22 protein-coding genes are annotated in these 25,513 nt (G+C 38.3%); 4 read left to right on the top strand and 18 right to left on the bottom strand.

The annotated features are described in order from the left end of the window. Positions 1 to 19: 19 nt before the first annotated feature. The 9 genes from mutM to QF028_RS03240 form a co-directional block, all read right to left on the bottom strand. Positions 20 to 847, bottom strand: a complete 828-nt coding sequence (gene mutM / locus QF028_RS03280) for a DNA-formamidopyrimidine glycosylase (protein WP_429464092.1) — start codon at positions 845 to 847, stop codon at positions 20 to 22. An 18-nt stretch (positions 848 to 865) separates the two neighbouring features. Continuing rightward, positions 866 to 3,502, bottom strand: coding sequence for a DNA polymerase I (gene polA, locus QF028_RS03275; protein WP_429464090.1), 2,637 nt, complete (start codon positions 3,500 to 3,502; stop codon positions 866 to 868). A gap of 20 nt (positions 3,503 to 3,522) precedes the next feature. Further along, positions 3,523 to 4,941 (bottom strand): two-component system histidine kinase PnpS, encoded by a 1,419-nt coding sequence (gene pnpS, locus QF028_RS03270; RefSeq protein WP_429464088.1) that lies wholly within the window; start codon positions 4,939 to 4,941, stop codon positions 3,523 to 3,525. Next, positions 4,938 to 5,654 (bottom strand): response regulator, encoded by a 717-nt coding sequence (locus QF028_RS03265; RefSeq protein ID WP_429464086.1) that lies wholly within the window; start codon positions 5,652 to 5,654, stop codon positions 4,938 to 4,940. Before QF028_RS03265 ends, pnpS begins: the two co-directional genes overlap by 4 nt. A 186-nt stretch (positions 5,655 to 5,840) precedes the next feature. Next, on the bottom strand, positions 5,841 to 6,317 hold the full coding sequence (locus QF028_RS03260) for a MaoC/PaaZ C-terminal domain-containing protein (protein WP_429464084.1): 477 nt from the start codon (positions 6,315 to 6,317) through the stop codon (positions 5,841 to 5,843). Between the two features lie 90 nt (positions 6,318 to 6,407). Beyond that, positions 6,408 to 7,346: a malate dehydrogenase gene (gene mdh, locus QF028_RS03255; RefSeq protein ID WP_215001035.1), complete on the bottom strand. Its 939-nt coding sequence runs from the start codon at positions 7,344 to 7,346 to the stop codon at positions 6,408 to 6,410. 103 nt (positions 7,347 to 7,449) lie between these two features. Further along, positions 7,450 to 8,718 (bottom strand): NADP-dependent isocitrate dehydrogenase, encoded by a 1,269-nt coding sequence (gene icd, locus QF028_RS03250; RefSeq protein WP_215001037.1) that lies wholly within the window; start codon positions 8,716 to 8,718, stop codon positions 7,450 to 7,452. A gap of 135 nt (positions 8,719 to 8,853) precedes the next feature. Further along, entirely contained in the window at positions 8,854 to 9,972 is a 1,119-nt protein-coding gene (gene citZ, locus QF028_RS03245) for a citrate synthase (protein WP_215001039.1), read from the bottom strand. 279 nt (positions 9,973 to 10,251) lie between these two features. Then, on the bottom strand, positions 10,252 to 10,713 hold the full coding sequence (locus tag QF028_RS03240) for a DUF441 domain-containing protein (RefSeq protein ID WP_215001041.1): 462 nt from the start codon (positions 10,711 to 10,713) through the stop codon (positions 10,252 to 10,254). Positions 10,714 to 10,932: 219 nt separating this feature from the next. On the opposite strand from QF028_RS03240, the gene ytvI reads away from it, so the two are divergent. After that, positions 10,933 to 12,048 (top strand): sporulation integral membrane protein YtvI, encoded by a 1,116-nt coding sequence (gene ytvI / locus QF028_RS03235; protein WP_429464082.1) that lies wholly within the window; start codon positions 10,933 to 10,935, stop codon positions 12,046 to 12,048. 46 nt (positions 12,049 to 12,094) lie between these two features. Here ytvI and QF028_RS03230 read toward each other — a convergent pair whose 3' ends face one another. The 8 genes from QF028_RS03230 to dnaE all read right to left on the bottom strand — a co-directional run bounded on the left by QF028_RS03230 (position 12,095) and on the right by dnaE (position 23,078). Continuing rightward, a complete protein-coding gene (locus QF028_RS03230) occupies positions 12,095 to 12,481 on the bottom strand; it encodes an FxsA family protein (RefSeq protein WP_214731903.1) in 387 nt (128 codons plus the stop codon). 104 nt (positions 12,482 to 12,585) lie between these two features. Then, a complete protein-coding gene (gene pyk / locus QF028_RS03225) occupies positions 12,586 to 14,349 on the bottom strand; it encodes a pyruvate kinase (protein WP_215011047.1) in 1,764 nt (587 codons plus the stop codon). Positions 14,350 to 14,409: 60 nt separating this feature from the next. Next, positions 14,410 to 15,369 (bottom strand): 6-phosphofructokinase, encoded by a 960-nt coding sequence (gene pfkA / locus QF028_RS03220; RefSeq protein ID WP_215001047.1) that lies wholly within the window; start codon positions 15,367 to 15,369, stop codon positions 14,410 to 14,412. A 309-nt stretch (positions 15,370 to 15,678) separates the two neighbouring features. Then, complete coding sequence (accA, locus tag QF028_RS03215) at positions 15,679 to 16,656, bottom strand: acetyl-CoA carboxylase carboxyl transferase subunit alpha (RefSeq protein ID WP_410884021.1); 978 nt, start codon at positions 16,654 to 16,656, stop codon at positions 15,679 to 15,681. Next, on the bottom strand, positions 16,650 to 17,528 hold the full coding sequence (gene accD / locus QF028_RS03210; RefSeq protein ID WP_429464080.1) for an acetyl-CoA carboxylase, carboxyltransferase subunit beta: 879 nt from the start codon (positions 17,526 to 17,528) through the stop codon (positions 16,650 to 16,652). The genes accA and accD overlap by 7 nt, the downstream gene beginning before the upstream one ends. A gap of 195 nt (positions 17,529 to 17,723) precedes the next feature. Next, positions 17,724 to 18,365, bottom strand: a complete 642-nt coding sequence (locus tag QF028_RS03205) for a FadR/GntR family transcriptional regulator (RefSeq protein WP_429464078.1) — start codon at positions 18,363 to 18,365, stop codon at positions 17,724 to 17,726. Continuing rightward, a complete protein-coding gene (locus tag QF028_RS03200) occupies positions 18,349 to 19,587 on the bottom strand; it encodes an NAD(P)-dependent malic enzyme (RefSeq protein WP_429464077.1) in 1,239 nt (412 codons plus the stop codon). Before QF028_RS03200 ends, QF028_RS03205 begins: the two co-directional genes overlap by 17 nt. A 128-nt stretch (positions 19,588 to 19,715) precedes the next feature. Beyond that, positions 19,716 to 23,078, bottom strand: coding sequence for a DNA polymerase III subunit alpha (dnaE, locus tag QF028_RS03195; protein ID WP_429464075.1), 3,363 nt, complete (start codon positions 23,076 to 23,078; stop codon positions 19,716 to 19,718). Positions 23,079 to 23,232: 154 nt separating this feature from the next. Here dnaE and QF028_RS03190 point away from each other — a divergent pair, with 154 nt between their 5' ends. After that, entirely contained in the window at positions 23,233 to 23,571 is a 339-nt protein-coding gene (locus QF028_RS03190; RefSeq protein WP_088089236.1) for a YtrH family sporulation protein, read from the top strand. Continuing rightward, positions 23,568 to 24,068 carry a sporulation membrane protein YtrI gene (ytrI, locus tag QF028_RS03185; protein WP_215001056.1) on the top strand — a complete coding sequence of 167 codons (501 nt, stop codon included), beginning with the start codon at positions 23,568 to 23,570 and terminating at the stop codon, positions 24,066 to 24,068. Before QF028_RS03190 ends, ytrI begins: the two co-directional genes overlap by 4 nt. 37 nt (positions 24,069 to 24,105) lie before the next feature. Here ytrI and QF028_RS03180 read toward each other — a convergent pair whose 3' ends face one another. Beyond that, on the bottom strand, positions 24,106 to 25,056 hold the full coding sequence (locus tag QF028_RS03180) for a DHH family phosphoesterase (RefSeq protein ID WP_168245311.1): 951 nt from the start codon (positions 25,054 to 25,056) through the stop codon (positions 24,106 to 24,108). A 97-nt stretch (positions 25,057 to 25,153) separates the two neighbouring features. Between QF028_RS03180 and QF028_RS03175 the strand changes: the two genes are divergently transcribed. Beyond that, positions 25,154 to 25,465: a YtpI family protein gene (locus QF028_RS03175; protein WP_168245312.1), complete on the top strand. Its 312-nt coding sequence runs from the start codon at positions 25,154 to 25,156 to the stop codon at positions 25,463 to 25,465. Positions 25,466 to 25,513: the final 48 nt, after the last annotated feature.

Raw genomic sequence — 25,513 nt, 5'->3', positions numbered from 1 at the left:
TTTCTACTTTTTTTCCCACTTAAATCTTTTGGCACTGCGGGCAGTAATGGGTCCCTCTGCCCCCTACGGTCGTTTTTTCTAATGGTGTTCCACATCGTTTACACTCTTCCCCTTTACGACCATAAGCGTATAATTCAAGCTGAAACATACCTATTTCCCCTTGGGAGTTAACATATGAGCGGATCGTACTTCCGCCCTTTTTGACGGCTTCGCTTAAGGTCGCAACAATTTCACGGTGAAGAAGGGCAAGTTCATTTTTATTTAATGTATTAGCAATACGTTCTGGGTGTATACCTGCCCGAAAAAGTGCCTCATCCACATAGATATTACCGAGCCCCACAAAAAGTTTTTGGTCCAATAGAGCTGTTTTAATTTTTCGATTCGTTTTTTCAACCTTCTTAGTCAAGTACTCTACCGTAAATTCCTCTGAAAAAGGTTCAGGACCAAGCCCTATGAGCGGTTCCGTTAAGAATTCGTCCCCTTTTTTGTATAAGTGCATCGTTCCAAATTTCCGAACGTCCCTATACCTTAATTCTGTTCCATCTGTAAAGTGAAAGAGTACATGTGTATGTTTATCAAAGGGTTCTTCCTTAGGATAAAGCCCGTACTTTCCTTCCATTCTCAAATGCGATACTAACGCGAAATGATCCGTATAAATGATTAAAAATTTCCCTCTTCTGCCTACATCAACAATGGTCTCCCCTGCTAAAGCATCAACAAATTGTTCCACTTCAAGTGGGCTTTTAATGATTTTTGGCCAAAAGACGGTTATATCTTTGATGGTTTTATTGACAACTAATCTTTTTAACGTTTTCCTTATGGTTTCTACTTCTGGAAGCTCCGGCATTGCTGAGGGGTCCCCCTTTTATTTGGCGTCAAACCATGTTGGTCCATAGGCATAGTCCACTTTCAACGGCACCTTCAATTCGAGGGCATTTTCCATCACGTCTGGGACTAACTTCTTTAAAATTTCCAATTCGTCCTCAGGTGCTTCAAATATCAATTCATCGTGCACTTGAAGTAAGAGGCGCGTCTTTAAACCCTTGTCCTTTAAAGCATCGTCCATATCAATCATTGCTTTTTTTATGATATCAGCGGCACTGCCCTGAATTGGTGTATTCATGGCTGTCCTTTCTGCAAAGCTTCTGATGTTAAAATTACGAGCTGTAATTTCAGGAAGGTATCTTCTTCGCTGCATCAAAGTGGAGACATAGCCCTTTTGTTTTGCCGAGTGAATAATATCATCCATGTATTCTTTGACACCTGGATAGGTATCTAGATAACGATTAATGAATTGACCAGCTTCCTTCCTTGTAATTCCTAAGGATTGGGACAGACCATAATCACTGATTCCATAAACAATTCCAAAGTTAACAGCCTTGGCCTGACGCCTCATATTGGAAGTTACCTCATCTTTATTGACATGAAAAACTTCCATTGCTGTTTTTGTATGAATATCCATATCTTCTTTGAAGGCCTGAATCAGCTTTTCATCACCAGCAATATCCGCAAGGACACGCAGTTCGATCTGTGAATAGTCGGCTGCAAAAATGATCCAGCCTTCCTCTGATGGAACAAAGGCTTGGCGGATTTTACGTCCCTCTTCAAGGCGAATCGGTATATTTTGCAAATTAGGATCAATTGAACTTAATCTGCCAGTCGCAGTTAAAGTTTGTTGATACCTGGTATGGACTTTTCCCGTTTTAGGATTAATAACCTTCAGTAATCCTTCTATATAGGTGGATTGAAGCTTACCTAATTGTCTGTATAGAAGAATATGCTCGATGATTTCATGATCTTCTGCTAATTTTTCCAATACATCTGCTGAAGTTGAATGACCTGTTTTCGTTTTCTTAAACGAAGTAAGGTTTAATTTTTCAAATAAAATTACACCTAGTTGCTTCGGTGAGTTGATATTAAACTTTTCCCCTGCTAATTCACAAATCTTCTCTTCAATCTCGACGAGTCTATCATTTAGCTCCTTACCCATTGCCTGAAGACGTTCCTGTTCCACCTTGATCCCGCACGATTCCATATCAGCCAAAATCAGCGATAAAGGCATTTCAAGCTCAGTAAATAATTCATATTGTTCATTTTTTCTTAATTCATCTTCTAGTTTTTCTTTAATATCAGACATTGCAAGGCTTTTCCGAACTAGATGTTCAGCGAGCTTAGACACTTCAGGGACTTTTCGTTTCGCCCCTTTCCCATAAAACGATTCATCAGATTGAATATTATGTAGATCGAATCTTTTCGTTATTGCAGCGAGGTCTTCAATGTTTTCTGAAGGATTTATGATATAGGAAGCCATTAGAATATCAAAATTGGCCCCTTTTAGATGAATATCATGTCTTCTTAATGAAACTTCAGATCGCTTGGCATCATAAACTATTTTCTTTTTACTCTCATCTTCCGCCCATTTTTTAAAAGCTTCTGACTGTAATGCCAAGTCAGTTGGCAAGTAGAAATGTCCTATTTCATTGACAAGAGAGAAACCGATAATCTCTGCATAATGATAATTATCATCCAGCATTTCAACGTAAAAATAATTAGTGTCTGCAAACAGTTCTTCTGTTATTTCAGTTGGAATTTGAAAATCAATATCTTCAAGTTCCTGCTCTTCAATAGTGTCTGGACCTTCTCCAAGCTTGCCCAATAATGAATGAAAGCCTAATTCTTTAAATAAGGCTACTAATTTTTCCCGCGTAAAGCCCTCGTATGCGACGTTTTCTAAATCCACTTCGACAGGTGCTTGTCTTTCAATCGTAGCAAGTTCTTTACTCATTAATGCTTGGTTCTTAAATTCTTCTAGCTTCTCTTTCAGCTTGTTTCCAGTTACTTGTTCAACGGAGTTTAATAAATTTTCGAGGGTTGAAAACTCCTTCAACAATTTGATCGCTGTCTTTTCACCTACCCCAGGAACACCAGGAATATTATCGGAAGGGTCCCCCATTAGCCCTTTCATATCAATGATTTGTTCTGGTGTTAGTCCATATTTTTCAGCCACATGTTCAGGGGTATATTCTTCAATATCCGTAATCCCTTTTCGAGTAATTCCGACGGTTGTAGTGGCGGAAGAGAGTTGGGTTAAATCTTTGTCTCCTGAAATCACTTTTACTTCGTACCCATCCTTTTCTGCAGTTAATGAAAGGGTACCTATGATATCATCGGCCTCATAATTTTCAAGCTCATATCTGGAAATTCCATAAGCATCAAGAAGGTCACGGATAAACGGAAATTGTTCGGATAGTTCGGGTGGGGTTTTTTGCCTTCCACCTTTATACTCACTAAAGGTTTTATGGCGAAAAGTAGTTTTTCCAGCATCAAATGCGACAAGTAAATGTGTTGGCTTTTCATCTTCAAGAATTTTCATCAACATCATCGTAAAGCCATATACCGCATTCGTGTGGATTCCTTTATCGTTATTAAGCAGGGGTAATGCAAAAAATGCTCGGTAAGCAATACTATTACCGTCAATCAGGACAAGTTTCTTTTTTTCCATTTATATCCACCTTCCAAAAATCATATCAAATATTTATGTAGTTCAATAATAAAGTCGCTTCCTTCACCCAAATTACTTCTGACACTTATGTTACCATGATGCGCTTCTATTAAGTGTTTTACGATTGCTAATCCAAGGCCTGTCCCACCTGAGTTACGACTTCTGGCACGGTCCACTCTGTAAAATCGTTCAAAAATACGTGGAATCTCTTCTTTACTAATTCCTACCCCTGAGTCTTTCACATGGATCCGAACGTTCTCACCATGTTCGAGAAGGATAATTTTTACGTCCCCTTCTGGCGGGGTATAGTTAATTGCGTTGCCGATTAAATTGATAAATACTTGTTTTAAACGGTCCGAATCGCCATTGATTAACACTTGATTTTGCTTGCTGTAAAATTCAAGCTTGATATCCTTTGCTTCTGCTTTTCCTGTAAGAATCGTGATTACTTCTTTTAATAACATATTCAAATCTATTTCTTGAATGTTTAATCTGAAGCCTTGCTGCTCTATTTTTGAAAGCTCTAACAGGTCTTGTATAAGTGTTTGCAGGCGATCACTCTCTTTTAAAATGATCGAAAGAAACGCTCCTAATGTTTCTTTATTGTTCATGGCACCGTCCAACAATGTTTCAGTAAATCCTTTAATAGAAGTTACTGGGGTTTTTAATTCATGCGAAACATTGGCAACAAAATCCTTCCGCATTTGCTCGAGTTTTTTTATTTCGGTTATATCATGAAAAACAAGCAGTACCCCTTTCCAAACATTATTTGTTCCAATTATCGGGACACCATACACAACAAAATACCTTCGTTCGATCAAAAAGGGCACAAGTAATTGTTCACTTACCTTCTTTTCAGTCCGAAAAACCTCTGCTACTAAATGACAAATTCCTTCATATTCAATCACTTCATAGTAGAGTTTATTTAAATAATCACTTGGATTCACCTGAAAAATATCAATAAACCCTTTATTAATGAGATTAATGTAACCCCGACTGTCTATTAAGACTAATCCTGCTCCCATATTTTCAATTAAAGCACTTAACCGGTCCTGTTGCATTTCTTGTGCTTTAACAAGTTCTTGGAGGTTTTCGGCCAGCATATTGATCGATGACCCAAGCATGCCGGTTTCATCCAATCGATCTACTTTTGTTCGTGCCCGGTAGTTTCCGTTTGCCAGTTCAATCGCTACATTTGTGGCAGCTTCAATTGGTTTTGTATACTTTGAGGTAATTCTAATGGATAGAAAAATAATTATTATTATTGCAATCCCTAGACAGATGGAAAGGACCCACAAGATTTCAACTTTAAAATGTTCATTTAGAGACTCTAAGTAATAGCTTTTAAAAAATTGGCCCAGCAATATTCCTAATCCAACTAAAACAGCCATAATTAATAAGATTAGTGTAATTAGCAGACCTTTTCGGTATTTGGTCATTCTCCTTTCGGCTCCTCCAATTTATAGCCCAAGCCTCGTAACGTTTTAATATAGGCCGGCTTTTTCGTATCCACTTCAACTTTCTCTCTTAAATGTGATATATGTACATCCACAATTCTAGTATCTCCAGCAAAGTCATAATTCCAAACAGCACTTAGTAATTGATCACGCGTCAAGACGCGGCCTTTATTTTGCGCGAGATAAAGAAGTAATTCAAATTCCTTTAAGGTTAACTCCAAAAGTTGGTCGTTAAAATAAGCCTCATATTTTTCAGGATCGATTCTTAAATTAGCGATCACTAGTTGACCCGTCTCTTTTTCACCTACGTCAATTGCCTCCGTTTGGACTTGTGTCCTCCTAAGAATTGCTTTCACGCGGGCGATCACTTCTCTAGGACTGAAAGGCTTAACCATATAATCATCTGCACCAAGCTCTAAACCTAATATTTTATCGAGCTCATCATCTTTTGCAGTTAACATTAAAATTGGGGTCATTATACTCTTTTGACGGAGCTGCTTACATACTTCCATTCCATCCAACTTCGGTAACATGAGGTCTAATACAATGATATCAGGGCCTTGTGTCTCTGCAAGATGTTTCCCCTCCTCACCATCCATTGCAGTGATCACTTCATACCCGGCCTGCTCCAAATTATATTGAAGCAAAGTAACAATTGACTGTTCATCATCGACAACAAGTATTTTATTTTTCATAATATCCCCCACTAAAATAAGTTACCTCCATTATAATAATAAAAATTACATATTATCTAGTTTTACAAAACTTTAACATTAAAGGAATGTGCACGTGGGCGCCTCAACCTTTTTAGGCTTTATGAACCGTACGTTTTCTTTTTAACGCAAAAAGGAACGTCTACACATTCCTTTTTTACATCTTTATTAAAAATTATCCAGCGTCTTACCATGTATTTCCTCCAAACGATGTGGAGGACAAACTTTAACCCTTCCCAGTATGACAGTTTCATTTTTTTCATTCATTCCAATGACACTGATCACAATGGTATGCTCATCTCTTACAACCTCAATCACTTCAAACAAAAACTCGACGGTTCCATAATGATATACCGGCTTAGGAAACTCAATTTCTTGGCTTAAGATATGGCTCCCAGGACCGGGTAAATATTTTGAGATGGCAGAGGTTATCATTCCCGTAAGCATAATGCTAGGAACGATTGGTTTTTCAAAAGGAGTCTGTGAAGCATAATCATGTTGAATATAGAGAGGGTTGGCATCGTCTGTTAATCCTAAATAAAGAAGGATATCCTTGTCTTCTATCTTTTCAGACATAGACAATTTTTCACCGACAGTAATTTCTTCAATCCTTCTGCCTAACTTTCTTTTTTTACCTAAAAGCATATAACTCCACCTCTGTTGTAAGCGATTTCATTTGAATGCAAAGAAATTCGGGGAAACCCTTGCAGCCCCGAATTTCTCTATTATAATTTTTTATGCTAACACTTGCATTACATTGCGAACGGATTCCGCTGATTTATCTAATGCAGCTTTTTCGTCAGCAGTTAACTCAAGCTCAATTATTTTTTCAATACCATTTGCACCAAGGATCGTTGGTACTCCGAGGTAAATGCCATCGTAACCAAATTCGCCTTCAAGATAAGCAATGGAAGGAATCACTCGACGTTGATCTTTAAGGATTGCTTCACACATTTCTACTAAAGAAGCTGCAGGCGCATAATAAGCACTTCCATTACCTAGAAGGTTTACAATTTCACCGCCGCCTTTTCTTGTGCGTTCTACAATTGCTTCTAGACGGTCTTTAGGAATTAATGTTTCTAATGGAATACCACCAGCATAGGAGTAGCGTACAAGAGGAACCATGTCATCTCCATGTCCACCCAATACAAATCCTGTAATGTCTTTAACAGAAAGATTTAATTCTTGAGCAACAAATGTGCGGAAACGAGCACTATCTAGAACCCCAGATTGACCAATTACACGGTTTTTAGGGAATCCTGATTCTTTAAATACAGTATATGTCATTGCATCTACTGGGTTGGTTAGAACAAGAATCGTACAGTTTGGAGAATACTTTACAATCTCCTGTGTAACACTTCTCATTACCTTTTGGTTTGTCTGGACTAAATCATCGCGGCTCATTCCAGGTTTGCGGGCAATACCAGCAGTGATAACGACAATATCAGAATCACGAGTATCTTCATAATTTGAAGTACCTGTAATATTAGAATCAAAGCCTTGTACTGGACTCGCTTCAAGCATATCTAACGCTTTACCTTTTGTTGGGTTTTCCATTTGTGGGATATCAACTAGAACTACATCGCCAAGTTCCTTTTGTGCCAGTAAAAATGCAGTGGTTGCTCCTGTAAATCCGCCGCCGATAACAGATACCTTTTTACGTTTTAATGACATTTTAATTCTCCCCCTTGAACTTTTTAATGTTTCACTTGAATCTAGAAAAGGCAGAAGGGGCTATTTTTATTAACAGCCCGCATCTGCTCTTTACTTTCCCTTCTTATTCCATGTTCTTAATTAGCTCGTCACCGAATTCAGAAGTTTTTACTTCAGTTGCTCCGTCCATTAAACGAGCAAAATCATAAGTTACAACTTTAGAAGCAATTGTTTTTTCAACAGATTTAATAACCATTGTAGCCGCTTCATTCCAGCCTAAGTGCTCAAGTAATAACACACCTGATAAAATGACAGAAGAAGGGTTTACTTTATCAAGACCCGCATACTTAGGTGCAGTACCATGTGTTGCTTCAAAAATTGCATGTCCTGTTTCATAGTTGATGTTGGCGCCTGGTGCAATACCAATACCGCCTACTTGCGCTGCAAGTGCATCAGAAATGAAATCTCCGTTCAAGTTCATTGTTGCAACCACATCAAACTCACGTGGACGTGTAAGGATTTGCTGTAAGAAGATATCAGCAATAGCATCTTTTACGATGATTTTGCCTGAAGCTTCTGCATCAGTCTGAGCCTTATTAGCAGCTTCAGAACCTTGTTCCGCTTTAATGCGGTCATACTGTAACCATGTAAATACTTTGTCGCCGAATTCCTTCTCAGCAAGTTCATAACCCCAGTTTTTAAACGCGCCTTCAGTGAATTTCATGATATTTCCTTTATGCACGAGTGTAACGGATTTACGGCCTTCTTTAATAGCATAATTGATCGCTGCACGTACTAGACGGCTTGTTCCTTCTTCCGAAACTGGTTTAATACCGATACCTGAAGTTTCAGGGAATCTGATTTTCTTAACACCCATTTCGTTTTGTAGGAAGTCAATAACCTTTTTAACTGCTTCAGTACCTTTTTCATATTCAATACCCGCATAAATATCTTCAGTGTTTTCACGGAAAATAACCATATCCGTATCTTGTGGGCGCTTAACAGGGGAAGGAACACCTTCGAACCATCTAACTGGACGTAAGCAGACAAACAAATCTAATTCTTGTCTAAGAGCAACATTTAATGAACGAATTCCTCCGCCAACAGGAGTAGTTAATGGACCTTTAATGGCAATTAAATACTCTCTGATCACGTCAAGCGTTTCACTTGGAAGCCATTCACCTGTTTTGTTAAATGCCTTTTCTCCAGCTAAAACTTCTTTCCAAATCAATTTACGCTCGCCTTTATAGGCTTTTTCAACTGCTGCATTTAAAACTCGCTCGGAAGCTGCCCAAATATCTGGACCGATACCGTCACCTTCAATAAATGGGATGATTGGATTATTTGGTACATTTAATACTCCGTTTGTAACCGTGATTTTTTCGCCTGACATAGTTGATTCTCCCTCCTATTATGTAAAAGAAAACTAAAAAACTTACACCCTTTGTCTTATCAAAGGTTAGAGAGGTTAGTCTCTAACCTTTTCATACATATCTATTAGACCAATTATTCTAACAAAAGTAAAATATTAGCCTCGTTGCTCGATTGGAACATATTTTTGCATTCCAGGACCAATATAATCTGCACGCGGTCGAATTAACCGGTTGTTCTCATATTGTTCAAGAATATGTGCAAGCCATCCTGATACCCTGCTGACAGCAAAGATTGGTGTCATTAAGTCATGATCAATCCCTAAACTGTGATAAACAGAGGCTGAATAGAAATCCACGTTAGGTGGCAAATTCTTTTCACCTGTGACAATGCTTTCAATTTTTTCAGACATATCATACCAGTGTGGTTCGCCCGTTAGTTCAGTTAACTTTTTAGACATTGCTCTTAAGTGCTTGGCACGTGGGTCACCTTGTCGATATACACGGTGGCCAAAGCCCATGATTTTTTCTTTCTTCTCAAGTTTACCACGGACGAATGGCTCTACATTTTCAAGCGTGCCAATTTCTTTTAGCATTTTCATTACAGCTTCATTTGCCCCACCGTGAAGTGGTCCTTTTAGGGCTCCAATTGCGGCAGTTACTCCAGAATAAACATCTGATAACGTAGCTACACAAACACGTGCTGTGAATGTAGATGCATTCAATTCATGGTCCGCATGTAATACGAGCGCTTTATTTATTGCTTCTTCAGCAATTGGTTCTGGTTCCTTGCCAGTTAACATGTATAAGAAATTCGCTGCAAAGCTTAATTCCTTTTTAGGAGGAATTGGCTCAAGTCCTTTTCTAACACGTGCAAATGTTGCAACAATGGCTGGCATTTTTGCTTGAAGGCGAATTGCTTTTCGGTAATTTGATTCTGTGTCCATTAAATCAGCTTCTTCATCATATAGACCTAAAAGGGAAACGGCTGAACGAAGGGCTGCCATTGGGTGGACCTTTTGGATTGGGTACATTTTAAAATGCTCAATTACTTCCTGTGGAAGTGCTGCATTCTCAGAAAGTTGTTTTTTCAATTCTGTTAACTGCTCTGCATTTGGCAGCTTTAAGTGCCATAATAAATAAATTACCTCTTCAAAACTAGCATTCACAGCTAGATCATCAATGTCATAGCCAACATATGTTAGCGTGTCATCAATAATTGAACTGATTGAGGAAGTTGTTGCCACAACCCCTTCTAAACCGCGTGTTACTGTCATAGTATATCTCTCCTTCACATTCTAATTTTCCCCATACCTTTTTAAAAATTATTCCCCTTATTTCATCCTTTAAATTGACTGAGCGATTGCTCGGGTAAAAAGCAAATAGTTAAAATGAGATTCCTTTTAGAGGCACAAATTGATTTATAAACAATTCAGCATATCTATGTGGTTTATGTAAAAAAAGGATACGCTTACAAGCCTATTATAAACAATTATCAGATTTTTGTGAATGAAAAGGAACCGAAAAATGCAAAAAAATATTATTTTACAAAAAATCTAGGTAAAAAAACTAAAAATTCTCATTGCTGTATAGGCAATTCCAGCTCCAATTAGAGGGCCAACTGCGACCCCTTTAAAAATTGACACAGATAAAATAGTGCCAAGAACTAGTGCTGTTGTAATCTGTGGATCATCTGCTAGTAACTTAACCCCTCCTTTTGCCAGCATAGCGACAATCATGCCCGAGATCAGGGCAATCCAAGCATATGATGATTTAAATGCCCCTGTTAAGTCTTTAAAACCAATTTCTCCACTTGCAATCGGGACTAATACCGCAATTGTAATAATTGTGACACCCCAATTAATACCTTTGGACTGTATAAATGAGAATGCCTTTGTATCCAATCCTACTACCTTTAAGGTAATGAGCACTGCAATGGCAACCAGTAAGGAACTGTTTTTCGCAATAAAACCAATAACGAGCAATAACAGTAAAAATAAAAATGACTCATTTAGCATGTTCTCACCATCCCATATCCAAATTATCGTAACATAATACCTGCTAAAGCATGAAATTAATGATTACAATAAGTTTCTGTTCAATCTCCTTGCGAATCCTTCAAATAAAATGTTCGTAATATTTTTAAGACTATTATATTTATCTGGAAAAGTTATGCAGTTTATTTCATAAAATGTTAAACTAGAACTACCAAACATACATATAAAGGAGGTTTGTCTTTGAATCTAAAGTACTTATACCGGACAATACGATTCTTAATTGTAATAGGTGCTATTGTTTTGGCGCTTTACTCTTTTTACTTTCTGTCAAAAGTTACCTATCCATTTTTAATTGGACTAATTATTGCGTTTATGATTAATCCACTTGTAGATATTTTTGAAAAAAAGGCTAGAATGCCTCGTGTATTAGCTGTTTTTATTGCACTTATTATTATTTTTGCCTTATTTGCAGGTTTAATTACACTACTAATAGCCGAGATTGTCTCTGGTGCAAATTATTTGTCTACGGTAGTCCCCGATCATCTAGATACGTTAATTGAATATATAGAGAAATATTTTACTGCTCAAATTCTTCCGATATATGATCAATTAACAAGTGTGTTTAATAAACTTGAATCAGGGCAGCAGGATACGATTATTGGTAATATACAGAATGTTGGGACGAGAATTGGCTCAACCGTTGGCAATTTTATTCAGAATCTTTTTGGTATAATTCCAAATATCATCGCTTGGCTTCCAAATGCTGCAACCGTATTAATCTTTTCCTTATTGGCTACTTTTTTTATCAGTAAGGATTGGTACCGTTTATCGACATTGGGCGGGAGACTCTTACCTGAGAAAGCAAAAACAAGCAGCCGGTCAGTTTTTGTTGATTTAAAAAAGGCGCTGTTTGGTTTTATTAAAGCCCAATTAACACTGGTATCGATTACCACGGTTATTATTCTAATTGGCCTACTTATTCTTCGTGTTGATTACGCGATAACTATCGCTTTAGTAACAGGAATAGTGGATGTTATTCCTTACCTGGGTACGGGTGCTGTTTTTGTCCCATGGATTATTTATGTGGCGATTGGAGGCAATACAGGTCTTGCCATTGGCTTAGGGGTTCTTTATATTGTTGTCATCGTTCAACGGCAAGTCATGGAGCCCAAAATCCTTTCTTCTAATATTGGACTTGATCCATTAGCCACACTGATTGCGTTATTTGTCGGTTTTAAATTGATTGGTCTTTTAGGATTAATTGTTGGCCCCGTCACCCTTGTCATTATTAGCACCTTGTATCGTGCGAATGTTTTTCATGATTTATGGGTTTTTATTAAAGGAAAAGAGGTTTGAGACTTCTTAATAAGAAAAGTCAGCCCCAATTGGATGCTGACTTTTCTTATTTTATGATTTTAATATTTCCTTTATTAATCCGTCTTCGCCACGCTTTGAGGATTAGAAATTTTATGGGCTTTCTGGTTGGCGGGAAAAGAAATAGGAACCCAGTAACATCAGTGATAAATCCTGGCGTTAATAAAAGTGTTCCGCCAATTAGGATACAAATTCCATCTAAAAGAGCTTCGCCTGGAATCTGACCGTAGCTTAGTTGTTCCTGCACCCTTCTGATTGTCTGGAGTCCCTCTCTTTTAGCTAAATAAGCCCCAATGATTCCTGTTAATAAAATTAGGGCAATGGTTGGCCAAACACCGATAGCTTTACCTGAAAAAAGTAAAACACCAATATCCATAGCAGGAATTACAATGATCAATAAAAATAAATAACGCATTGATTGTCCCCTTTCAAACGGCTTATTCTTATTATATTATCAATGGGGATGATTTTGTGGTTATTAAAAAAAGAAGGGGTCTCCCCTTCTTTTTTCCTTATCTTTTATAGGACACTAGCATGCCCGTTGTAGATAACTCCACTAGTAGCATCTACGGTTATTTCTTGGCCATCTTTAAACAATTCTAAGGCATTATCTACCCCAACAACCACTGGGATGCTTAGGTTTAGTCCAACCACTGCTGCATGGCTCGTTAATCCACCCTCTTGGGTAATAACTGCCGCACATTTTTCAAGTGCTGGCACCATATCACGGTCCGTACCAATTGTCACAAGAATCGAACCTTGCTTTACTTTTTCTAAAGCTTCTTTCGCATCATGGGCAACTACCACTTTCCCAAAGGCTGACCTACGGCCAATTCCTTGCGCTTTTGTAATAATATCGCCGACAACATGGATTTTCATTAGGTTTGTTGTACCGGCTTCACCCACTGGTACACCAGCTGTAATGACAACTAAATCACCACGGTTAACGATACCGCTATTTAAGCTTTCTTCAACGGCAATATCTAACATTTCGTCTATTGTGGTAGCGACTCTCCCAAATTGCGGGTAAACACCCCAAACAAGGGATAAACGGCGGCATACATGTTCAACGGAAGTTACCGCAACGATCGAAGCTTTTGGACGATATTTAGAAATCATTCTAGCAGTATGGCCGCTTTCAGTAGGGGTAATAATTGATTTTACTTCAAGATTTAAAGCAGTATGTGCAACAGATTGTCCAATCGCATCTGTAAGATTATGTTCTGTATCTTTACTGCGGCTTGAGAGTATTTCTTTATGATCTAAAGCTGATTCTGCTCTGGAAGCAATATTGTGCATCGTTTGGACTGCTTCAACAGGATATTGTCCAGCAGCAGTTTCACCAGAAAGCATAATTGCGTCAGTTCCATCAAAAATCGCATTCGCTACATCACTAGCTTCTGCACGAGTTGGTCTAGGATTTCTCTGCATGGAATCAAGCATTTGAGTCGCAGTAATAACTGGTTTGCCCTGCGCATTACATTTCTTAATTAACATCTTTTGGACAAGTGGAACTTCTTCAGCAGGGATTTCTACGCCAAGATCTCCACGAGCAACCATTAAGCCATCAGAAATTTCTAAGATTTCGTCAATGTTATCGACGCCTTCCTGGTTTTCAATCTTAGGAATAATGTGGATATGTGTAGCATTATTTTCTTCTAATAACTGACGGATTTCTAAAACATCCTTTGCACGTCGAACGAAAGAGGCAGCAATAAAATCAACACCTTGTTCAATTCCGAAAAGAATATCTTGAGTATCTTTTTCTGTAATTCCAGGCAGGTTCACTGATACACCTGGAACGTTAACGCCTTTTTTATTTTTCAATGTACCGCTATTTAAAATTTTGGTATGGATTTCATTTGCCGATTTATCCACATTCGTTACTTCTAAGCCAATTAAGCCATCATCTAAAAGAATCTTTGAGCCTACATGGACATCTTCAATTAGCCCTGGATATGTAACTGAAAACTTTTGAAGCGTTCCTTCTACTTCGGTCATGGAAACGATAATATTTTCTCCAGCCGTTAGCTCAAGTGCACCGTTTTCCATGTTGTTTGTCCGAATTTCAGGACCTTTTGTATCTAATAGGATGGCAACGATTTTGCCAGTTTGTCTGGATGCTTCGCGAATATTTTGGATTCGTGCACCATGTTCTGCAAAATCTCCATGTGAAAAATTTAATCGAGCTACGTTCATACCCGAATTGATTAATTGTGTTAATTTTTCAACGCTCTCACTAGCTGGACCAATCGTACAAACGATTTTTGTTTTTCGTAACATTCTTATTTTTCCTCCCCGTATTAGAAAAGCAATTTTGCCATTTCTTAAATTCATAATTCCTTAAATCGATAATTCCATAGAAAGTTTGTAAAGATCATGATCTAAAGTATGGTGTCGGCCAAGCGCTTCAATAATGTCATAATCTACAAGCTGATTCTTTTCAATCCCTACTGCTCGGCCGCCTTTCCCTTCAATAAGAAGCTCAACTGCTCTTGCTCCTAATCTGCTTGCAAGAACTCTGTCAGCTGCAGTTGGTGAGCCGCCGCGTTGAATATGACCTAAGACAGAAACTCTCGTATCAAAGTTTGTTGCCTCCTGAACTTGCTTCCCAAGCTCAACACCACTGCACACACCTTCAGCAACAACAATAATACTATGCTTTTTACCGCGTTCCTGCCCTTTTCGAAGTTTTTCAACGATATCATTCATGTCATAGCCTTCTTCAGGTATTAATATCGTTTCTGCGCCGCCAGCAAGCCCTGCCCAAAGAGCAATGTCCCCAGCGTTTCGCCCCATTACTTCAATAATAAAAGTTCTTTCATGAGAAGTCGCAGTGTCACGAATTTTATCTAATGAATCTATAACTGTATTTAAAGCTGTGTCAAACCCAATCGTAAGTTCTGTCCCAGGAATATCATTATCAATCGTACCCGGAACCCCAACGCACGGATAGCCATGTTCTGTTAACGCTTTTGCCCCACGGTAAGAACCATCTCCACCGATAACCACTAGGCCTTCAATTCCATGTGCTTTTAGCTGCTCGATCCCCTTTTGCTGTCCTTCTTTTGTTTTAAATTCTGGGCAGCGTGCCGATTGGAGCATTGTCCCGCCGCGCTGAATAATATCTCCAACAGAACCAAGTTCAAGCTTTTTAATATTTCCAGAAATTAATCCCGTATAACCACCATAAATACCATAAACCTCAAGATTGTGATAAATTGCTTTCCGAACCACAGCACGAATGGCTGGATTCATCCCTGGGGAATCTCCACCACTTGTAAGTACTCCTATTTTTTTCATGGTTACCACCTCAATTTTTAATTTAAAAAAATATGTATATCCTCATTTGAAAGAGAAAATAAAGTTACGATCTTATTAAAAATTACTTCTTTTATTATTTACTTAAAACCCTCGAATATTTATAAAATAACATGAAGAAATAACTATAACAACCTTCTGGTATTAGTAATTATAATAGGCAGAATAGTCTATTAACTGGAAACGCTTTATTCACTCTTGTAAGCGTCATCAACAAACTTTTTATGGATTTCTGGTGAACATTTTGTGAATTAAACAAAAAAACGTGCCCATCGTTATGAGCACGTTAAATTAATTAACCCCGATGTATTCATTGACAATTGCAAATTCACCAATAGTCCTGAAACGGTTGTAACGATCAGCAATTAATTCATCTTCTGAAAGCTTAAGCAGCTGCTGCAACGCTGTCTTAAGTACATTATCAATTTCTTCTGCTTGCTTGATTGCGTCTCTTTGGGCACCGCCCTTAATTTCGGGAATAATCCCGTCAATGACGCCTAGTACTTTTAAGTCCGGTGCGGTTATTTTCATTGTTTCGGCTGCATTTTTAGCCAGAGCTGCATCTTTCCATAATATTGCCGCAGCACCCTCCGGTGAAATAACCGAGTAGGTTGAATTCTCCAGCATATAGATACGATTACCAACTCCAAGTGCAAGAGCGCCGCCACTCCCGCCTTCACCAATCACTATACAAACCACTGGAACCCTAAGACCAGCCATTTCAAACAAATTGCGAGCAATTGCTTCACTTTGCCCGCGTTCTTCTGCTGCCTTTCCAGGATAGGCACCCTTTGTATCAATGAAACAGATAATCGGTCGATTAAATTTATCTGCTTGTTTCATTAATCGAAGTGCTTTTCTGTAGCCTTCTGGATGTGGCATTCCAAAGTTTCTGCGAATATTCTCTTTCGTGTCTCTTCCGCGCTGATGGCCAATCACTGTTACAGGTAATCCTTTATATTTAGCAATTCCGCCCACTATTGCCTCATCATCAGCAAAGGTTCGGTCGCCATGACATTCAAAGAAATTCTCAAACAGATAGGGAATATAATCTAGCGTTGTCGGCCTGTTCGGAAGACGAGCAATTTGTACCCGATCCCAAGGCTTAATGTTTTCATAGATACTCTGCTCAAGCTTTTCAAGCCTAGTCTCTAATTTGCTAATTTCTGAACTTAAGTCAACATCAGCGGTTTTGGTGAACTCTTTTAAATCAGTGATTTTCTTTCTCAGCTCGATGACCGGGCGTTCAAATTCTAATTCTCCTACCATCTGAGCACACCTCCAGGTTGATGGATTTCTAGAATGTTTGTGACTTTCTCAACTAAGTCATTTCGAACGATAATTGCATCCAACTGACCGTGTTTTAACAGAAACTCTGACGTTTGAAAATCCTCAGGCAATTCTTCGCGGATGGATTGTTCAATAACTCTCCGTCCAGCAAATGCAATGAGCGCACCTGGTTCAGCTAGGTTGAAATCTCCCAATGATGCGAAGCTCGCAGATACACCACCAGTTGTCGGATGCGTCATAATCGAAATGATTAATCCACCATTATTACTAAACCTTTTTAAGGCAACACTTGTTTTTGCCATTTGCATTAAACTTAAGGCACCCTCTTGCATCCTCGCTCCACCTGATGCGGTAAAAATAATAAACGGAACATTTAACTCATCTGCTTTTTCAATAGCTAGCGTAATTTTTTCGCCAACAACTGAGCCCATGCTTCCCATTCGGAACGATGCATCCATAATGGCGAGAACAATTTTATGACCGTTAACTGTTCCAATTCCAGTGACAACAGCCTCGTTCAATTTACTCTTTTGTCGGTCTTTTTCAAGCTTTTCAAGGTAGTCAGGAAAGTTTAATGGATTTTTTGAAATCATATTATCATTCATTTCCACGAAACTTCCTTCATCTATGAAAGTGTCAATCCGTTCTTTTGAGTTCATTGGAAAATGATGACCGCAATTCAAACATATTTTTAAATTTTTCATTAATTCTTTTGTATACATAATCTTCTTACATGAAGGGCACTTTGACATAATTCCTTCAGGAACATCATTTTTTGCAGTTTCAGTCGGTATTTGAGCATATTTCTTCTTTTTTGTAGGATTTTTTGAAAAAAGATCTTTTAGCGCCAAAAATTAAACCTCCCTTGTGTTACGATAACTCTGGCAAGTTTCTCCAATTAATACTATTTAAAAGTTTTTCTATTCATACTAAACTTCATACATCCATAGTGGTCAGACCACCATTGAAATAAAAATACCCCATCTTAGGGCTTGGTAACCTACACTATAAATTAAAATGGGTTCAAAATCTGTTAGTATTTGTCGTTAAAAAACAGACAAATTCCGTAGATTGTAATATGCAGATAGTGTTTTGACTTCATTCTTTTCAGACAGGGCCTCAATTAGTAATAGATAGTCTTGACGAGGATTGACGATTTTTTTTGATTCAAGCGAATGGTAATACTCTTTTAAAATAGACCAAATTCTAGAGAAAAGATGGTTATCAGCGATCTCAATAATTTGATAAAAAAACTCATCATCATTTACGCTGTTATCTTGATTTGCCCATTCGTTCAAATTCACTATATTTTTGTTATCTATTTTTTGCAAGGCTAATCTTAGGCAGTCCATCTCAATATAACACTTTGTCTCAAATACATCACGTTTCGCTTTTTCATCCTGTAAAATAAATGTACTAAGAAGCTGGACGAGATGATTGCCCCGAAAGTCGCGAATAAACGTCCCTTCGCCCCTCCGTGTTTCAATTAACCCAAGCAATTCTAATGCCCTAAGTGCCTCTCTAACGGAAGAGCGCCCGAAATTCAGGCGCTCCGACAACTCTCGTTCAGATGGGATCTTATCTCCGGATTGTAATCCATCGATTGTAATCATTTCTCGTAACTGCTTAACAATCTCTAAATATACCTTAGTATTGTTTCCCACTAACGTATCACTCACTTTTGCCAATAATAGCGAGCCTCTTTGTTTTTTCCTTTATTTCTTCAGGATCAACCTTAATGCGGGCAACCCCGGTTTCCATTGCTGCTTTTGCGACTGCTGCTGCAACATCTGGAGCAACTCTCGGGTCAAAAGGTCCGGGAATGACATAGTCGGCATTCAGCTCATCTGGACTGATTAAGTTGGCAATAGCTTCTACAGCCGCGACCTTCATTTTTTCATTTATATGGGTGGCACGGACATCGAGTGCCCCACGGAAAATTCCTGGGAATGCGAGAACATTGTTCACTTGGTTTGGAAAATCTGAACGGCCTGTTCCGACCACTTTTGCTCCTGCTGCTTTTGCCTCATCAGGCATAATTTCAGGGTCCGGATTGGCCATAGCAAAAATAATAGAATCTGGATTCATTGATGCTACCATTTCTTTTGTAAGTGCACCTGCAACTGAAACTCCGATAAAAACATCCGCACCTTTAATTACATCTGCAAGGCTGCCTGTTAGGTTATCTCGGTTTGTATATTTCGCTACTTCAGCTTTAACTGTATTCATACCCTGTGGACGCCCTTCGTAGATGGCGCCTTTTGTATCACACATAATTATGTCCCTAACACCGTAACTATATAACAATTTAATAATGGCAATTCCCGCTGCACCAGCACCGTTTGCTACCACTTTAATTTCTGTCATTTTTTTGCCGATAAGCTTAAGTGCGTTGACAAGACCTGCAACCGTAACAATTGCTGTCCCATGCTGATCATCATGAAAGATTGGAATATTTGCTTCCTTTTTTAATCTTTCCTCAATCACGAAACAATTTGGAGCAGCAATATCTTCAAGATTTACGCCTCCAAAAGTAGGTTCAAGTAATTTTACAGTTTCAACAATTTTGTCAACATCAGTTGTGTTCAAACAGATGGGAAAAGCATCAACACCAGCAAAGCTTTTAAATAGTACTGCTTTACCTTCCATAACAGGGAGAGCTGCCTCAGGTCCAATATTACCAAGTCCAAGAACAGCGGTGCCATCGGATACAACTGCAACCATGTTCCCTTTCATGGTATATTCGTAAACCAATTCTGGTTTCTCATAAATATCTTTGCATGGCTCTGCAACACCTGGTGAATAAGCTAAACTTAAATCATGTGCATTTCGGACTAAAACTTTTGATTTCGACTCTAACTTCCCCTTATTAATTCGATGCATATGTAATGCTTCTTCCCGTAAAGTCAAGATAGTTCACCCCTCAAATTTTTACAAAAGATTATTTAACATCCCGCTATATGTAGTCCTATTTTTTTGGTGGTCAGACCACACTTGTCTCATTATCACTATAACATATCTTCGAAAGTTGTAAAGAATTATTCCTTCAAAACAACATTTTTTGGACCTAACACATTTCTTAATAATTGCAGTAATTTTGGGGTAGGATTGATATTATTTTCTGACCCCAGTCTAATTGTTTTCCGGTTTTTTTCATAGTGTAAGATCACCGCTGCTGTTCCTTGATGTTCTTTTAGCAGCTGATTTAATTGCTGAAGGGAAGATTCATCCTGTTTATCCTCAACTATTTTCAAATATAAGACTGACTGTTTAACAGTTTTAGTTTGTAACCACTCTTCTAAGTTTGAAACTTGTTGAATGATAAATTGCTGCTTCCCTTCACGTTCTTCTATTTTCCCTTCAATCAATAAAAATTTCCCGTGCCCTAATAGATGCGAATATTTTTTGTAAACATTCGGGAATGCCACTGCTTCCATTTCGCCGCTTGCATCACTTACCGTTAAAAAGGCCATTGAATCGCCTTTCCTGGTACGAATGGATTTCATAGAGGTGATATAAACGCCTGATGAAATCCTTTGGGTTTGATTTTTGATCCCAAAAAGGGCGTGTGCCCCTGCATGTTTGAGTTGCTCTTCATAAATAGAGACCGGATGGTCCGATAAATAAAAGCCAAGTGCTTCTTTTTCAAATGTCAGCTTATTCTCCAGACTTATGGGATCGACTTGCATATAGTTAGGCTTTGGTATGAATTCTTCTTCAAATAAATCAAATTGGTTATTTTCAGATGGTTTAAATATTTGTGCATGCTCCATCGCAACATCTAAACTAGCGAGCAGAACGGCACGATCCTCACCAAATTCATCAAAGCAGCCAGAATGGACCAGGAACTCAAGTGTTTTTCGATTGATGGCTTTTGAGGAAACCCGAATGCAAAAATCAAATAAGTCTACAAATCTTTTCTTTTTCCTTGCCTGAAAGATCTCTTTTAAGGCGGCAGCCCCTACGCTTTTAATGGCTGCTAAGCTGTAACGTATTCCTTCCTGTTCTACTTGAAAGGAGTAACCACTATTATTGATGGATGGAGGCAGGACCTTGATGTCCTTTTGTTTTGTTTCCATGATGTATTGAGCTATTTTCGTATCATTTCCGATTGCCGATGTAAGCAGGCCGGCCATAAAATAAACCGGATAATTTGCTTTTAAAAAAGCTAACTGGTATGCAATCATACTATAGGCAACAGCGTGGCTTCGGTTAAAGCCATAATTAGCAAAACGAACAATTAAATCGTAAATGTCATTGGCTAGTGTTTGTTCATACCCTTTTCTTAGCGCTCCCTGGACAAAATGACTCCGCTCTTTATCAAGAATCTCCTTTTTCTTTTTCCCGACCGCTCTTCTTAAAAGGTCGGCTTCTCCAAGTGAAAAACCAGCCATTTTCGAAGCAATTTGCATGATTTGCTCTTGGTAAACAATGACGCCATATGTATTCTCAAGGATAGGCTCCAAATCAGGGTGTGGATATTCTACTTTCTTTACGCCGTGTTTTCTATCAATAAAGAGTGGGATATTTTCCATTGGTCCTGGACGGTACAAGGCATTGACTGCCACAATATCTTCAAATCGGGAAGGTTTTAAGCGGGTTAGAACTTTGCGCATCCCTTCAGATTCCAGCTGAAATATACCTGTCGTTTCTCCGTCTGCTAACAGGTTGAAGGTCACAGTGTCCTCTAATGGAATCGAGTTGATGTTTACTTTCTTACCAGTTTTCCGATAGATAGAAGATAAAATTGAATCGATTAATGTAAGGTTCCGTAAGCCTAGAAAGTCCATTTTCAAAAGGCCGATTTCTTCGAGATGTTCCATTGAAAATTGCGTTAAATATACCTGGTTAGACCCGCGTTGAATGGGGATTAAATCAATTAGCTGCTTCTCACTTATGACCACACCAGCTGCATGGGTGGAAGTGTGGCGCGGTAGACCTTCTAGTTTTAAAGCCGTTTCAAAAAGCCGTTGATTCATCGGGCTTTCCTTAATAAATCTTCTAAGTGGTTCCGATTCCTTATAGGCTCCTTGCAGGTTTATTCCTAATCGCGACGGAATCGTCCTTGATAAATGTTCTAGTTCCTTTGAATTTAACCCGAATACCTTACCGACATCCCTTAATGCAGCTTTTGCTGCGAGGGTTCCAAATGTTACGATTTGCGCGACATGTAGTTCACCGTATTTCGCCGCAACGTAATTAATCACCTCATCGCGCCGATGATCTGGAAAATCAATATCAATATCTGGCATCGAAATTCGCTCAGGATTTAGAAATCGTTCAAACAATAGATTATGCTTTAATGGGTCCACATCAGTTATGTATAAAACATAAGCAACAAGCGATCCTGCTGCCGAGCCCCTTCCTGGACCTGTTAGAATTCCCTGCGCGCGGGCATATCTCATAAAATCCCAAACAATTAAAAAGTAGTTGCTAAATTCCATTCGCTTAATAACTGATAGTTCATAGGACAAACGATCAAAATATTCCTGAGATGGGGCAGAAAAACGTTCGCTTAATCCCTGTTTGCATAACAATTCCAAATACTCCGAAGCTTGCATTCCATTCTCCGTTGGGAATGCTGGCAGATAAGTCTTATTCAGTTCAATGTTAAAGTCGCATCTGTTTGCAATCCTGAGTGTATTTTCTAATGCATCCGGGACATCAGAAAAGCGATCCACCATTTCACTTGCAGTTTTTAAATAGAACTGATCGTTTTCCAACTTTTCTCTGTGATCGTCCTGCAATTTATCGCCATTTTTTATGGCTAACAAACACTCTTGGGCAAACATATCTTCTTTTTCTAGATAATAGACCTGATTTGTCGCTGCCAGCGGGATATTCATTTCTTTTGAAATCAAGTTAAACTGATTTCTGATGGTTGTTTCTTGTTCGAGTTGATGATTTTGAATCGCTAGAAAAAAGCAGTCTCTGCCGAAGATGGTATCTAGTTTTCTTATTATATTTCTGGCAATTTCTTCTTCACCATTTAAGATGGACTGCTCAATTTCACCTTCTAGTCCAGGTGTGATTGCTATAAGCCCTTCCGAATAATGTTTCAACCATCTGAGCGGAATCCCCTGATCCGTTTTTGTTTGAACCGTACTAGATATCTTTAATAGATTTTTATAGCCATGATCATTTTCTGCGAGTAAGACCAATGGATAAGACTCGTTATTGTTGTTTTCACTTTCTACATCCACAGTTAACCCGATGATGGGTTTAAGATTATTTTTCTTACACAACTTATAAAATTCAATCGTTCCGTACATGACGTTTCTGTCGGTTAAGGCGATCGCAGAAAAGCCTTTTTTTTGTGCATTTTCAATTAAATCCGGGACAGATGCCGTACTTGTTAATAAACTATATGCACTATATACATGTAGGTGAATAAAAGACATATTGTCACACCCTTAATTCCATAATCTCTCCCTTTATTATAGAACGTTATTGATAAAAAAGAAAATATGTTCTCATTTTTAAAAAACATATTTGTAAATGTTTGTCCATATAAATGAGTATTGGGATTGATTATGGGTAAGGGCGGTTGACGAGATGAAAGAAATTGGTTTTTTTCCTGCTTTTATAGAAAGTTACTTTATTGCCTTAGGTGTGGTGCTTGGTGGTTCGCTTATTGGTGGGATAGCCTCATTTCTAACCGGACAGCCACCGCTAACGACCGTTTACCGCTTATCATCAGCGCTTCGAATTTGGGCGATTGTTTCGGCGATTGGCGGGACATTTGACGCGGTTTATACGTTTGAAAGAGGCTTATTTGATGCGAATACAAAGGATCTTTTTAAACAATTTTTATTAATACTCTCTGCCTTAGGCGGGGCCCAGACTGGTGCCCTCCTGATTAATTGGTTAACCCAGGAGCATATCTCATCATGAGAATCCCGCCATTATATCGAAGACCTTCCTGGCAGCGTTTTTTTGGAGGAATGGCCGTAGGCGGTGTGATTAGCTGGTGTATTTTTTTATATATTTATGGGGTTTGGCAGGAAAAGAACACCGAATTAATTCGGACACAAGCGAAGGAAATTATTGACCTAAACGGAGAGAAAAAAATTTGGCAGGAAGAATATAAAGAAATTAATAAGCGAAATATTGAACAGCTTACAGTCCAGAAAATCAACATTAGAATTGCAAACTGGGAAAAATATAAACTTGATTCTTTAAGTGTATTAGAGACAGAAGACTCGGTTAGAGATGATATTAGCATGATGATTGCAAAAGATATCGAAACCGTCTACAAAAGTAAGGACCTTCTGAAAAAAATTATTGAAAATAAACCGATTAAAATAAATGATAAAAGGTATAAACTAAAGGTTAAAGAAATGGTTTTTTATACAAACCTATCGATCCAATTAGAGATTCATTTTGAATAATAAAAATCGACCCTCACTCTCACAAGGGCCGATTTTTCTATTTATTAAAAGAATAATTTTCACATACTTCGTCAAGTGCTTTTAATACATCGTCCACTTCGTTCCAAGAATAGATGGATGCTCCTGATGCCAGTGGATGTCCCCCACCTTTAAACTGCCTTGCAACTCCATTGATTACAGGACCCTTTGAACGCAGACGTACCCTTATCTGTTCTGCTTCCTCGATGAAGAATACCCATGCCTTTATTCCTTTTACATTTCCTAATGTTCCAACTAAGAGGGATGCCTCTGCGGGTTTTGCATTGTATTCTTGTAATAGTTCTTTTGTTAGCTTAACGGAGGCAACACCGTTATTCTGTAACTCAAAATTTTGGAGTATAAAACCGTTTAACTTAATGATATTGGTATCCAATTCATACATCTTGTCAAATAGCTCAGTCCGTGAAAAATTATAATGAATTAATTCCCCAGCATACCCCAGTGTTTTTTCCGTCGTACTCGGGAAAAGAAATCTTCCAGTATCACCGACAATGCCAGCGTATAACAATCTCGCTGCTGCATCATTCATTTTTAGCCCTTTGTCTTTTCCGTTTAAATAAAATTCATAAATCATTTCGCTGCAAGAGCTAGCGCTTGTATCCACCCATAATAAATCACCATACGGGTCCTCATTTGGATGATGATCAATTTTTATTAACTTTTCACCCAGAGAATAACGCTTGTCACAAATCCTTTCAGCATTTGCGGTATCACAAACGATCACTAATGCACCCTTATATACTTCATCTTCAATCACATCAAGCCTGCGCATGTAATGAAGGGTTGGTTCCTCTAGACCAACGGCATAAATCTTTTTATTTGGGTAGGATTCTTGAAGAATCGCTGCCAATCCACCTTGTGAACCGTAGGCATCGGGGTCTGGACGGACGTGACGATGAATAATGATGGTTTCAAATTGTTCAATCTCTGCTAAAATCTGCTCAATCATGTGCAATGCTCCTTTACCAACTAATAAACCAAATGTGGTATTTTTTTGTTTTTACAGTTACAATAATAGAAGATTTTCTATGCTTGGAGGAAATAATATGTTTGTACTTGTTGTATTAATTGCTATACTATTTGCTTTCTATCTATTTTATAAAACAAAATACATCAGAAGCAACCGTTTAGTAGAAAAGAAATGGCTTGCTGCTAAATCAAATATTGCCCTAGGGCTTTTTGTCTTTTTATTTGGAGTTAATCACTTGTTATTTATTTCCGAAACAACGGTTATGTATATAGTTGCCGCTGTATTTATTGTTTATGGAGCATTATTCAGCTGGATCGGTTTCAAAAAATATAAACATTACCTTCCATTCGCAATCGAGGAAGCAAAAAATTTTGAACTGCAAAAATAATTATTGAAGCCGCTTCTCCATTAGTGAAGCGGCTTTTTTTATTGATAT

The sequence above is a fragment of the Neobacillus sp. B4I6 genome (assembly GCF_050434045.1).
In the GTDB taxonomy this organism is placed as follows: Bacteria; Bacillota; Bacilli; order Bacillales; family Cytobacillaceae; genus Neobacillus.
This window is presented reverse-complemented; position numbering and strand designations above follow the sequence as displayed.